We start from the raw sequence: 13,803 nt of genomic DNA, 5'->3' as shown, positions 1-13,803 counted from the left end.
CCCGGCACCTGCCGGGTTTTTTATGCGCTGTTTTTACCTTTCTTCAACCTGCATTGCCTCTCATTCTACTTTTATCCACATGATAACGATTCTTGTTTGTGATAATGTGCTACTTATCGTTTTATTAGTAAATGGATGTGATGAAAGCGGCCGAGCAGCACATCGCCACACGTTTTAACCGAATCGAACGTGTGTTGGCGTATATTCATGCCAACCTTGATCAACCCTTAAATGTGGCAGACCTAGCCGCGTTAAGTTGCTGGTCACGTTGGCAGTTGCAGCGAGTTTTTTCGGAACAAACTGGGGTCAATGTTGCGCACTACGTACGAGAGCTAAAACTCGGGCAAGCGGCGCAACAGCTTGTCATGGGTCAAAGCCGTGTCATTGATATTGCGTTGATGTATGGCTTTGGCTCCGAGGCGAGCTTCTCGCGTGCATTTAGGCAACATTTTGGTATGACCCCGCGTCACTATCGGCAGCGCGGCGTGATGGATGGTATTCGCACACCGATGCATATTGCTAGTCTGACAACCTCTCAACCATCTTGGCTGTCTGTGCATATTAAAACGCGAGAGCCAATGCACCTGGTAGGCCAGCTTGGCTATATTCGAGGATTATTTTCATCACAGCCCGACTTTACCCATGTCGTGCCTGAGCTTTGGCAACACGTCCATCAGTCATTATGGTACGCCGGTGAGTGTGAGAGTATTGGCGCGATTAACGTTACCCAAGCGGAGACACTGGGTGAGCCTTTACCCTATTTAGCCGGTCAAATCACAATGCATCCGCCTGAAGACAATGCGATTACTCACTGGATAATCCCTGCCACAACCTATGCGGTGATCACACATACTGGCCCGGTGAGTGCATTGCCGGAAACGCTTAAGGCTTTTATCTACCACTGGCTGCCTCAATCTGGCTACACATGTACCGACGGGGTTGAGTTAGAGGTTTATCCTCCACACTATCAGCCTGCCGATAAGCACGCTGTGATGCACTATTGGGTGCCGCTCGACACCACACACTTTGCACCAAATTGAACAGTTTTTATCAGTCCTGTCCTTACAATGCGAATGATTTCGTTTTCCATTTAAGTTGTTTGAGTTGTAAGAAGGACGTTTTAATGCAGGCACCAACATCTCGCGTATTCGCCAATGGTTGGCGACGCTCGCCGTTAGCACTTGTTATCATGGGGACACTTACCAGTGCATTGGCCCATGCTGAGAATGAACAGAGTGATATTGAAACCATTCAAGTGCTGGGCGATACCTACCGAAATACTGCCACTAAAACAGTACTGGCACCAGAAGAGACGCCTCAAGCGGTTACCGTCATCGACCGAGACACTATCGAGCAGCGCCAAGCCAGCTCATTAAGTGAAGTAGTGCGCTACACCCCTGGCGTTAATACGGAGTTGCGAGGTGGGGCAGTGACGCGCCTCGATTTGTTTAATATTCGGGGCTTTATTAACTATCAAAACTTCTTTGATGGTCTCGCAGTGCCTTACAACACGTGGAATTTGCAGCCGCAAATCGATCCGATTGCCATCGAACAAGTCGAAGTTTTTAAAGGGCCGACGTCGGTGTTATACGGGAATATTCCACCGGGTGGCATGGTGAATATGATAGCCAAAACGCCGCAACAGCAAGCTGCACATCGCGTGGCGGTGAGTACCGATTCGGACGCGTTGCGTGAAGTGTCGGTCGACAGTACGGGGGCAATATCAGATACCTCACTGGCCTATCGAATGGTGGCACTGGCTCGGCAAAAAGACGGTCAGGCGGGTGACTCGGAAGAAGAGCGGTATGTGGTTGCCCCATCGTTAGATTGGCGGGTGTCGCCAGATACCTTGGTGAACGTTAACCTTTATTACCAAGCGGATCCGGCGGCGGGGATTTATACTTCATTACCCGCTAAAGGCTCGGTATTGCACAGTGACAAAGGCCGCTTATCGAGCGATAGTTTCTCCGGTGATAATCATTGGAACACCTACGACCGAGAATTCTTGATGCTCGGATACAAGGTGCAGCATCAGCTCTCTGCCGATTGGTCAGTGCTTCACACAGCACGCTACACGGATGCAGATTTACTGCAAAAAAACATGTATCACCAGAAGAGCAGCGATGGTCAGCACTACCCGCGCAATGCCTATCTTACCGACGAATCTATGACGTCTTGGGTTGTCGACACCCAGCTATCAGGAGATTTGCGTTGGGGGAAAGCGCAACATTACACCTTATTTGGACTCGATTATCAGAATATGTCTTCTGATGTTAGCTATGACGACACGTTAGCGGGTGTAGTGCCGGATATTGATATTTTTCACCCCAATAACCATCAAGTTGACCCAAGCACCCTGACCTTTGTTTATCAAGATCAGCACGATATCGAGGTGGCGCAGACGGGCATCTATGCTCAGGATCAAATCCTTTGGAAACAATGGGTTTTACTTGCCGGTGCGCGGTACGATGAATATGAGTTAAAAGACGATCAACGTACCCTGTATGCGGGGATACCCAGTGGTTCAGATAAAACAATTCGCCACTACAATTTAGCATTTCGTGCTGGGGCAATGTATCAATTTAACAACGGTATATCGCCTTATCTCAGCTACTCAGAAAGTTTTGAACCCACGGATATGGATAATCGCGGTAACGTATTTGACCCATCCACGGGGAAACAATGGGAAGCGGGGCTTAAATATCTTTCACTAGATGGCACGACGGGATTCAATTTGGCGCTGTTTGAGCTCAAAAAACAGGATGCCTTGGTCAATGATCCTAACGACTCCTATGCGAAAATTCAAACCGGTGAAATTCGGTCTCGTGGGATAGAAGTCTCCCTCGATCACGCGCTGAGTGTGGACACAGACGTGTCACTGACTTACGGCTACATGGATATGGAAATTACGGACGACCCTAATCTTGAGGGAAAAACGCCTGTTTGGGTGCCAGAGCAAACTGCCAGTGCATGGCTGAATCATCAAGTCAGTGCGGGGACTCGAGTTAGTGTTGGTGCGCGTTATGTCGGTGAGTCACAGGGTAACGCCAACAATACCTTTACCGTCCCGGATTATACGGTGTTTGATACCGCGATTCGCTATGACTTATCGCAGCTTTCCTCGTCGCTTTCGGGGGCAAATGTGTCGCTATCTGCAACGAACTTGTTCGATAAGACCACATATAGCTGTTTTGATGAGTTGAACTGTTGGTATGGCGATGAGCGAAATATCAAGGCCAAGCTCAGCGTCGATTTTTAACCAGTGAAACACGAAAATCGCCCCAGTATTGGGGCGTTATCGATTAGCGTTTCGGTTGTGCATCAATACACTGACCGTGCTCGTTAATACCTTCTGGCGCCATCAGGTAAATATACAGCGGCATAATATCGAGTGGGGTTTTCAGTGTTTGTGGATCCTCGCCGGGGAACGCGCTGGCTCGCATGCTGGTGCGGGTGCCACCCGGGTTGATAGCATTAACACGGACCTTGGTGTCAGACATTTCATCCGCCAGTACTTGCATCATACCTTCGGTTGCAAACTTAGATATCGCATAACTGCCCCAATAAGCACGACCTTGGTGGCCTACCGTTGATGTGGTAAATACAATGCGCGCGTCATCCGACTTTTTCAGCAACGGGAGTAGGGCTTGTGTCATTAGCATGGTCGCTTTGACGTTCACCTGCATGACATCATCGTGCGACTTCTCATCAATTTGGTCAAAAGGGCTGAGTACGCCAAGTAGCCCCGCGTTATGCAATACGCCATCTAAGCGACCAAACTGTTGCTCGATGGTATCGGCCATATCCATGTAATGCTGACGCGTGGCGCCGAGCATATCCAATGGGATAATGGCTGGCTGTGGCGCGCCCATCGCATCAATCTCGTCGTATACGGCTTCAAGCTTTTTCACAGTACGGCCCAGCAAAATAACCGTTGCGCCTTTTTCGGCGTAACTTAATGCGGCTTGACGGCCAATACCTGCGCCTGCACCGGTCACTAAAATGACGCGACCTGCTAGGGCATTTGAGGTAACTTGATATTCCACGATACAAATCCTTATTTATTGTTAAACGTAGATTATTGTAAGGTTGCGGGTGATGTGTGACAACCAAGCGCGTGATGCGCTGTATTAAGGCATTGCCACCAAAGCGAGACAAAGAGGATACAACATTGGAATTTATTGCGGATTATGGGCTGTTTTTGGCCAAAGTCATCACCTTTTTAGTGGCTGCAGTGGTACTGGTTGCCCTGGTTCGTGCCGCGAACGACAAGGGCGGACAAAAGGGGAGCCTGAAGATCACCGATCTGACTGAGAGCTTTAAGCATCATCGTGAAGCACTGGAACACCACCTTTACAATGAGGCTGAGCTAAAGGCGCGTGATAAGGCAGAGAAAAAAGCCAAGAAGGCGGAAAAGAAAGCCCAAAAAGCCGCGGCGAAGAAAGACAGCGAGCACAACTCGTCACGAGAGCCGCGATTGTTTGTACTGACCTTTAAGGGCAGTATCGATGCCCGTGAAGTGGAAGGGTTACGCGAGGAAATTTCTGCCATTCTCGCGGTGGCGACATCTGACGATGAAGTGTTGGTGCGTCTAGAAAGTGGCGGGGGCATGGTGCATGGCTATGGTCTTGCCGCTTCGCAGTTAGCAAGAATTCGGAAAGCGGGCGTGCGTTTGACCATTTCGGTCGATAAAGTCGCCGCCAGCGGTGGCTATATGATGGCGTGTGTGGCGGATAAAATCATTGCAGCACCGTTTGCCATCATCGGGTCAATTGGTGTGATTGCGCAATTACCAAACTTTAATAAGTTACTGAAGAAGAACGATATCGAGTTTGAGCAACTGACCGCCGGTGAATTTAAGCGCACCCTGACGATGTTTGGTGAAAACACGGATAAAGCACGTGAAAAATTCCAAACCGAGTTAGAAGAAACCCACGACCTTTTCAAAGGGTTTATCACTGAGCATCGTCCGACATTAAATGTGGATGCCGTGGCAACGGGTGAGCATTGGTTCGGTAATCAAGCCATTGATTTGGGTCTTATCGATGCGGTGAGTACCAGCGATGAATATTTATTTGAGGCGGCAAACAGCGAGCGTCATGTCCTTGCGGTGAGCTATCATCAGCGTAAAAACATCGCAGAAAAGCTTGCAGGCGCCTCAGCAGAGGTTGCTGATCGCGTGTTACTTAAATGGATCAGCCGCGGCCAGCGTCCCTTGATTTAACGCTTGTTTGGCACCACACCATCACGTTTCACCGTGATGGTGTGGTTTCAACCGTGGAGTGAGCAAAATATTGGCTATGATTGGAGTCAAAACACACAAATATTGTGAGCCAAGCCAAAAATTATCGTTTCTGTTTGGCTATTTATCGGGTCGCAATGGTAATGATTAGCGCGTTTTTTCCCGAATCTGTCTTTAAAAGATGGACCACAATAAATGATCACAATTAACTAACAATTGTGGAAGGGACAAGCAATCAGCGTGTTTTACTGCGAATTTAGTTGATATTCGGTCAGACTCGCTCAATATTGTAAAACAGAAAGCGTCTTGCTCACTATCATGAGTTTGCAACGCAACGAATTATCGACAGTTTTTAGCGCAAAGGGCGTACATTAGGTCATTATGGGCAAATCTCTCGTCATCGTGGAGTCCCCAGCAAAGGCGAAAACGATCAACAAATACCTCGGCAAAGACTTCATCGTGAAGTCGAGTGTCGGGCATGTTCGTGACCTGCCAACTGGTTCGACGCAGGGCGGCAAAAAAGCCGCTCCAGTGTCAACGAAAGGGCTCAGCGCCGAAGAAAAAGCGCGAATCAAGAAAGAAAAAGAAAAGAAGGCGCTCATCAACAAGATGGGCGTCGATCCTTACAATGGTTGGCAAGCGAAATACCAAGTCCTGCCGGGTAAGGAGAAAGTGGTTGCCGAACTCAAGCAGCTAGCGGAGAAAGCGGATCACGTTTATCTCGCAACGGATTTGGACCGCGAAGGGGAAGCCATTGCTTGGCACCTGCGGGAACTGATCGGTGGCGACCATGATCGCTTCAAACGCGTGGTGTTTAACGAAATCACCAAAAATGCGATTACACAAGCCTTTGAAACACCGGGCGATGTCAATATTGATGGCGTCAATGCGCAGCAAGCCCGCCGTTTCCTCGACCGTGTCGTCGGGTTTATGGTCTCGCCGTTGCTGTGGAAAAAAGTTGCGCGAGGCCTATCGGCGGGTCGTGTTCAGTCGGTGGCGGTAAAACTGCTGGTTGAACGCGAGCATGAGATTAAAGCCTTTATTCCAGAGGAATTCTGGGATGTGCATGCGGATACCCTAACGCCGAACGCACAGGCACTTCGCTTGCTGGTGGCACAACAAAACGGCAAGGCGTTCAAGCCGAAGAACAAAGATCAGGCCATGGCGGCGGTGTCGGCGCTTGAGCATGGGTAAGAACGAGGATCAAACCTTACCGGCTGTCGATGTGGGTGAAACCCTCAAGTTAGAGCAGCTTGATCCTAAGCAGCACTTTACCAAGCCACCGGCACGTTTTACTGAGGCCGCACTGGTAAAAGAGCTTGAAAAGAGAGGGATCGGTCGACCATCGACCTATGCGTCTATCATTTCCACCATTCAAGACCGCGGGTATGTGCGGGTTGAAAACCGTCGCTTTTACGCTGAGAAGATGGGCGAAATTGTGACCGATCGACTCAACCATAGCTTTGCTGATCTGATGGATTATGATTTTACCGCGCGGATGGAAGCGTCGTTAGACAAAATTGCCGTCGGTGATATCGATTGGAAGGCAGTGCTAGATAACTTCTTTGCCGACTTTACGTCGGAGCTGGAAACCGCAGAGCAAGACGAAGACGACGGTGGGATGAAGCCCAACTACATGGTGATGACAGATATCGACTGTCCAACCTGTGGCCGTAAAATGGGTATTCGTACCGCGTCGACAGGGGTATTCCTTGGTTGTTCAGGCTACGCGTTACCACCGAAAGAGCGTTGTAAAACCACCATCAACCTGATGGATGAAGATGGTATTGTCAACGTGCTTGAGGAAGACGTTGAAACGGCCGATCTTCGAGCGATGAAGCGTTGTCCGATTTGCGAAACCGCCATGGATTCTTACCTGATCGACCAGCACCGAAAACTGCACGTTTGTGGTAATAACCCAAGCTGTGAAGGTTATGTGGTCGAAAAAGGTGAATTCAAGCCAAAAGGCTACGATGGCCCGGTCGTTGAGTGCGACAAGTGTGGTAGCGATATGGTGCTGAAAAATGGCCGTTTCGGTAAATACATGGGTTGTACTAACGAGGAATGTAAGAACACGCGTAAGATCCTCAAAAATGGTGAGATTGCTCCACCGAAAGAAGATCCCGTGCATTTCCCTGAGTTACCGTGTGAAAACTCGGATGCGTATTTCGTGTTGCGTGATGGTGCATCGGGCCTATTTATGGCCGCGAGTAACTTCCCGAAATCTCGTGAAACGCGCGCACCTTTGGTTGAAGAGCTTCACCGCTTTAAAGACCGTATTTCTGATAAGTTCAAATACTTAGCAGATGCGCCGCAGGAAGATCCGGACGGACGTCCGACAGTGGTTCGCTTTGCGCGCAAAACAAAAGAAAACTATGTGCGCAGTGAAGAAGACGGAAAACCGACAGGTTGGTCAGCGTTTTTTGTTGATGGTCAGTGGGAAGTCACCGACAAACGTAAGAAAAAAACCAAGGCTGACTAAGCCACAGCGCTTGTGATTCAAACCCGCCAGTACGGCGGGTTTTTTTGTTGTAGGCATGAGTGAACCTTTGCTTGATCCGTCCCAATATCTTGTCGATACCAATTGCTAAAATGCCGCCTTTCATTTTTTCTCTGAGGCCATATGGAGCTTCATCAATTAGTCAATACACTGGGCCAAGACTTAAAATATCGTTATGGCGAACGTGTTCATAAGCTCACATTGCATGGCGGTTTTAGCTGTCCCAATCGTGATGGCACACTTGGGCGAGGCGGGTGCACATTTTGCAATGTGGCTTCGTTTGCCGATGAGCAGGCTCAGCATGGCTCGGTAAGCCAGCAATTGCAGCAACGGGCTAAAGAAGTTGATCGCGCTCGACGCTACCTTGCCTATTTTCAGGCCTATACCAGTACTTACGACGAAGTCACACGCTTAAAAGCCTTGTACGAGCAAGCACTCGCACGAGAAAACATGGTGGGGCTCTGTGTCGGTACACGCCCTGATTGTGTGCCACAGGCCGTATTGGCGTTGTTGGCAGACTATCACCAACAAGGGTTTGAGGTTTGGTTAGAGCTTGGCTTACAAACCGCTCATGATAAAACCCTAAAGCGCATTAATCGCGGCCATGATGTTGCCGTCTATGAAGCTGTTACCCAGCAGGCGCGTGCGTTGGGGATAAAAGTCTGTACCCATTTGATCGTAGGCTTACCAGGCGAAGACTTGGCGGCACATCAGCAAACCATTGATCGGGTCGTGAGTGTCGGGACGGATGGGATCAAGCTCCACCCATTGCATATTGTTGAAGGCAGTACCATGGCGAAGGCGTGGCGAGCAGGGCGTCAGTTTGCGATGTCTTTAGACGACTATGTACGCAGTGCGACCATGATGATCCAGCGAACACCGCCAGAGGTGGTATATCATCGTGTGTCTGCCAGTGCCCGTCCACCTACATTGCTGGCCCCTTTATGGTGCGAGAACCGCTGGCTCGCGATGACGGCAATCGCGAACCAGCTGGACAGCTCAGGGGCGCAAGGCGCAGCACTCGGCCGGCCATTTATGCCTCGCTAGCGTGATGACGCTTGGGGAGCAAACGCGCCGCAAGACGGCGAAAAAGGTGGCCAATGTCTTGTAAAATAAGATACAAGCATGGGACCAAGAATAGCGTCAGTAGGGTCGCAAACATCACTGCAAAACCGAGCGCGACCGCCATGGGGATCACGAACCGTGCCTGCAGGCTGGTTTCAAACATGATGGGGAGTACCCCTGCAAAGGTGGTGATAGAGGTGAGCGTAATGGCACGAAAACGCGCACAACCGGCTTCTATTACCGCTTGTTTAATCGCAACTCCCGCTTCTCGAGCACGATTGATGTAATCCGTCATCACCAAGGAGTCATTCACCACCACACCTGCAGCTGCGATCAGACCAAATGTCGACATCAAGCTCAGATCGATATCAAACCAATAGTGCCCCCATATGGCGCCGGTTAAGCTAAAGGGGATCACGGACATAATGATCAACGGCTGCGTGTAGCTTTTTAGCGGCACCGCGAGCAGGGCATACACCACTATCATCCCCGCAATAAAGAACAAGATCTGCTCGTTTTGCTGGGCTTGCTGCTCTTCTATTGAGCCGCTTAGCTCGGTGGTGACATCGGGATAACGTGCCAGAATATCGGGAATAATGTCTTGATCGATGGTGTCGATAATCGCGCTAGGCTCCACTTGCTCTTCGTCGATCGCGCCATACACATACACGGTACGGAATCCCGCCTCTCGTCGTAAACTGTTCACGCCCGGCTGTTGTTTTAGCTCCACCACATCTCCCAACATCACTTGTTGACCTGATGGTGTAGTGATGATGGCATAGCGCAGTGATGAGAAGGCTTCACGGGTGAGTTTGGGGTAACGTACCATCACTTTCACCTCTTCGCCGTCACGGATCATCCGTTGCGCTTCGCCGCCATAGAAGCTTCCTCCTACCTGCGTGGCAATGGTGGTCAGATCGAGCCCGAGATCATAAGCGACGGGTGTGAGTGAGATGAGCACCTCTTGACTCCCTGAGTCAATTGACGAGGAGATATCGTAAAGACCCGGCTGCTGATTAAGTCGAGACATCAGTGCACGCCCCGCTTGATTCAAGGTAGTGATATCGGGTCCGAACAGGAGATAGCCAAACTCGTCGCCGTCTTCACCGCCATTAACATCATCCTGAATCGTGAGTGTTTTCACGCCGGGAATATCTGGCATTGCTTCGCGCCAACGACGAGACAGCTCAAAGGTGGTGAAAGGACGAACGTCGTCATCGACCAAGGGGATCACCAACTCGCCAGATGTGCGCCCATCGTTAAATACGAGGGTGTCTTTAATGATGTGCTGCCCAGTTTCTAACGCGATTTGGTCATCAACGCGATATACCATGCTCTCGATAGCTTTGAGGGCGTCAATGGTTTGTTCACTGGACGCATTGTTATTCATGGTCAGATTGATGCTGGGAAAGTCATGCGGGACTTTAGGTGTTGGCACCATACGCACATGGTTCGCAGTAACCAGACCAATCGCAATCGCCAGCAGGGTGATGAAGGTGGCAAGCACCGACCAGCGCCAATGCACGCAGAATGTGACTGCTCGTTGGTACGGGCCACGGATAAAACGTTGGAACTGTTGATTGAATCGCTCCCTTATACTGTGGTGCTTGGGGGGCGTAAAATGGGTGTGTGCAAGGTGAGCCGGTAAAATCAGCTTAGATTCAATTAAGCTAAACACCAGACACAACATAACGATCGATGCGATACCGAAGAAAAAGGCGCGCTCTGGGCCGCTGGACATGATAAAGGGAGCGAACACCGCAATGGTGGTGAGTACGCCGAATGTGGCGGGTGTCGCGACGCGTTGTGCCCCTTTAACCACGTTATCCACGCCACCGCCGACTTTTTCAACTTGGGTGTAGACACTTTCACCGATCACGATGGCATCGTCGACAACAATCCCCAACACCATAATAAATGCGAAGAGCGAGACAATATTGATGCTCACGCCAATCAATGGCATTAACATCACGGCACCTAAAAAGCACACTGGTAGGCCAATCATTACCCACATCGCGAGCTTGAAACGCAAGAAAACGGTAAGCAACAGCGCAACTAACACCGCCCCTTGGAGCAGGTTTTTAAGCATCATATCGAGGCGAGCGTTTAGGTAGTAGGTCATATCAACGACCGACTTTAGCTTTAACCCTGGCGGTAAGGTCTGGTTTTTGGCGTCAATGTACTGGTTAACCGCGTCGGCGACCGTCACCATATTTTCGGACGCTGTCGCTTGTACATTTAAGAAAATGGCATTTTGCCCTGAGTATTTAAAATACAGCTCGCCTTCGGTGAAGCCGTCTTTGATAGTGGCAATATCTTGAAGCAGCAAACGGCTGCCATTGGGGCCAATTTTGATCGGAATCGAGCGGAATTCGTCGCCACGATAACGTTGGTTCTCAACCCGAATGGAGATCATGCCATTGTTGGTGCGCACTTCACCCGCAGAGAAGTTCGCAGAATAACGGGCGATAGCATCACTGACCTGATTCAAGGTGAGATTGTATTTCTGCAGTACCTGTGGAGGGACTTCAATCGCAATTTCATAGGTAGGAGCGCTGAGTTCAACCAGTGTTACGTCTTCAAGTTGGAGCAGTTCATCTTCAATTTTCTGCGCCACAGGTTTAAGCTCGGTGAGAGGTTTATCGCCTACCACCGCCATGCTTATCACTGTTTGTCGAAACTCAACTTGCGCGACAGTCAGTGGTTCCATATTGCCGGGTAAGTTAGATAGGGCATCGACTTTTTGTTTGACTCTATCAAGGACAAGGTTGAGATCTTCGCCGACATCGACTTCAATCGCGACGCGGCCATAGCCTCGCCTTGCCGTAGAAACCACCGACTCAATGCCGCTGACATCTTTGATGGCTTCCTCCACTTTGACCAAGATACTCTCTTCGACTTCTTGTGGTGAGGCGCCAGGGTAGTCGGCGGTGATATGGATATAATTGATTTCAATGTTGGGGAACATCTGACGCTGGATAAAAAAGTAGCTAGCAACCCCCATCACAATAATAAAAATCATGATCAGGTTAGCGGCGACCGGGTTATGGGCAAAGTAGGCGATCAGGCCACGTGATTGTGTCGAATCACTCATCATTGGCCTCCGCTACCTGAGAGGCGAGGCGCACCGTCATTCCCTTTTCTGGAAATTCCGGTAGGGTGACGACCAACCTGTCGTTTGGCTCTAGACCTTGGTCGGCAAACATAAATTCGCCTTCCGTACGGACGACTCGTATCGTCCGTGGGATCAGCTCGTTGTTATCGTTTACCACCCAAACTTGTCGATTCTGAATTAACTCCTGAGGCAATTTAAAAACGTTACTCAGTGTGGTGCCCGTAAACGTGACTTCGACATAGCTACCGAACGGAAGAGGCATTGCGTCGCTATTGATCCCATAAGGGTCATCAAGCCTTACGACCACCTGCATCATTCGGGTACGCTTTTCAACCACCCCTAAATCTCTAACGACGTTTCCTTGCCGAGAAACGGGTTGTGCACTGTTACGTGTAATAGTGGCCCCGATACCAGCCAACTGCGTCGGCAGAAAAGCACTGTCAAAGCCGGGAATGGGGAGATGAATCTCCGCTGATTCTATATTGTTGAGTGTCGCGACAGGCGTGCCGATGTTGATGTATTGGCCAACCCCGATTTCGCGAGACACTACTAAGGCATCATAAGGTGCTGTCACCTGACAGTTAGCAAGATCGCGCTGTGCGCGTTTGAGCGCAGCCTGTGCGGATTTGACGCGCGCTTGTGCACTGAGAACTTGAGGCTTTCTCAAGTATAAATCTGTCACTTGTGAGGCGGGGAGTGTCTTTGCTTGTCGCTGAGCGACAGCGGCTTGCGCTTGTTCTTCAATCAGCGCGGCTTTGGCACTGGCGAGATCCGCTTCAGCGCTTAGCACAGCAGCCTCATAATTATCCGGTTCGATGGCAAAAAGGATTTCTCCACGTTTCACAATACCGCCAGCGACAAAGTTTGGATGCCAACTGACCACTTCACCTGAGACCTGAGCCGCGATTTGAGTGGCCTCAACCGGCATTACTTCACCGTGTGCTCGGAGTACAACTTGGTGTTGCATCGGAGAAATGACTTGGGTTTCTACCACTGGCGCGGCTTGTGAAACAACGTCTGCCTCAGTTTGAGGTTCAGTCGCAGCGATTGCCGTATAGGCGAGGTAGCCAAGGGCAAGAATAAGTGGTGGCGCAACCCAACGAAGTCCTTTCATTTACAGTGGATCCCTTTTTAGCTGGTTGACGTTACATGCGACGTGTCTGATTTCTCTGTTAAGTATTGACCAACTTATCACGCAACACCGTTTGACGGACTACGTTCGCCATGAACCTTTGATGATGGTCTTGTTTTTTATGGTTTAATTCGTTTTGCCTGTCATCCGTAATGTGTTCATGCCCATCGCCATGTTTAGCGATACGTCTCAATTAAGCGGACGATCCTTATTATCGTCTGTTGCACATGGTTGGACGGTTTTGATTAGCTGTACTTATTTTTCGTTTTAAAATTTCATGTTTCATCAATTAGTGCGGGTGATCACGGCTAAAAAGCGTCATTAAATAATTTATGTTGTAAATTAACAGAGTTTTAGATCGTTTTAATAAGCCATTTATTTGTAACGTTAAACAAGTTGTGAGGTTTTACGTCAGTTTTTACTGGGTTTTTTGTCAGTTAAGCGGTGAGGCGTTGAAGGCTATGCATTAAAAGCCTAAGGTTGTGATGACAAGCTCTCAGGAGCGTTTTTGTCAGTTAAGCGGTGAGGCGTTGAAGGCTATGCATTAAAAGCCTAAGGTTGTGATGACAAGCTCTCAGGAGCGTGAACCCTATGTCATGTTGGCCGTAAATTTATTTTTTATTATATAAATCAGTTATTTATATTCTTATCGGTGGTTTCATTGAAAGTAAGATCTATGTCATGAAACTGTCAGAATCTTGCCCTCTATCATATTTTTTGCATCAAAAAATAAGATTATGTTGATGTTT

The 13,803-nt window shown here is 49.4% G+C and carries 7 protein-coding genes and 1 pseudogene; 5 read left to right on the top strand and 3 right to left on the bottom strand.

Going from position 1 to position 13,803, the window contains the following annotated elements; translation table 11 throughout:
- Positions 1-140: 140 nt before the first annotated feature.
- Together BZJ17_RS14715 and BZJ17_RS14710 are read left to right on the top strand one after the other, a co-directional pair.
- Positions 141-1,040 carry an AraC family transcriptional regulator gene (locus BZJ17_RS14715; RefSeq protein WP_206744523.1) on the top strand — a complete coding sequence of 300 codons (900 nt, stop codon included), beginning with the start codon at positions 141-143 and terminating at the stop codon, positions 1,038-1,040.
- An 83-nt stretch (positions 1,041-1,123) separates the two neighbouring features.
- Positions 1,124-3,259 (top strand): TonB-dependent siderophore receptor, encoded by a 2,136-nt coding sequence (locus BZJ17_RS14710; protein ID WP_077641214.1) that lies wholly within the window; start codon positions 1,124-1,126, stop codon positions 3,257-3,259.
- A gap of 43 nt (positions 3,260-3,302) precedes the next feature.
- Here BZJ17_RS14710 and BZJ17_RS14705 read toward each other — a convergent pair whose 3' ends face one another.
- Positions 3,303-4,046, bottom strand: a complete 744-nt coding sequence (locus BZJ17_RS14705; RefSeq protein ID WP_069590141.1) for a YciK family oxidoreductase — start codon at positions 4,044-4,046, stop codon at positions 3,303-3,305.
- Positions 4,047-4,171: 125 nt separating this feature from the next.
- Between BZJ17_RS14705 and sohB the strand changes: the two genes are divergently transcribed.
- The 3 genes and pseudogenes from sohB to BZJ17_RS14690 all read left to right on the top strand — a co-directional run bounded on the left by sohB (position 4,172) and on the right by BZJ17_RS14690 (position 8,789).
- Positions 4,172-5,224 carry a protease SohB gene (gene sohB / locus BZJ17_RS14700; protein WP_077641228.1) on the top strand — a complete coding sequence of 351 codons (1,053 nt, stop codon included), beginning with the start codon at positions 4,172-4,174 and terminating at the stop codon, positions 5,222-5,224.
- 399 nt (positions 5,225-5,623) lie between these two features.
- A pseudogene (locus BZJ17_RS14695) lies at positions 5,624-7,724 on the top strand (type I DNA topoisomerase).
- Positions 7,725-7,865: 141 nt separating this feature from the next.
- On the top strand, positions 7,866-8,789 hold the full coding sequence (locus tag BZJ17_RS14690) for a TIGR01212 family radical SAM protein (RefSeq protein WP_077641213.1): 924 nt from the start codon (positions 7,866-7,868) through the stop codon (positions 8,787-8,789).
- On the opposite strand, the gene BZJ17_RS14685 is transcribed toward BZJ17_RS14690, so the two are convergent.
- Together BZJ17_RS14685 and BZJ17_RS14680 are read right to left on the bottom strand one after the other, a co-directional pair.
- Positions 8,776-11,901, bottom strand: coding sequence for an efflux RND transporter permease subunit (locus BZJ17_RS14685; RefSeq protein WP_077641212.1), 3,126 nt, complete (start codon positions 11,899-11,901; stop codon positions 8,776-8,778). The two genes, BZJ17_RS14690 and BZJ17_RS14685, sit on opposite strands and share 14 nt — an antisense overlap.
- Positions 11,894-13,036, bottom strand: a complete 1,143-nt coding sequence (locus BZJ17_RS14680) for an efflux RND transporter periplasmic adaptor subunit (protein WP_077641211.1) — start codon at positions 13,034-13,036, stop codon at positions 11,894-11,896. Before BZJ17_RS14680 ends, BZJ17_RS14685 begins: the two co-directional genes overlap by 8 nt.
- Positions 13,037-13,803: the final 767 nt, after the last annotated feature.

The sequence above is a fragment of the Salinivibrio sp. IB574 genome (genome assembly GCF_001996205.1).
Lineage (GTDB): Bacteria > Pseudomonadota > Gammaproteobacteria > Enterobacterales > Vibrionaceae > Salinivibrio > Salinivibrio proteolyticus.
The sequence above is the reverse complement of the archived record's forward strand: the minus strand, read 5'-3'. Positions and strand labels throughout refer to the sequence as shown.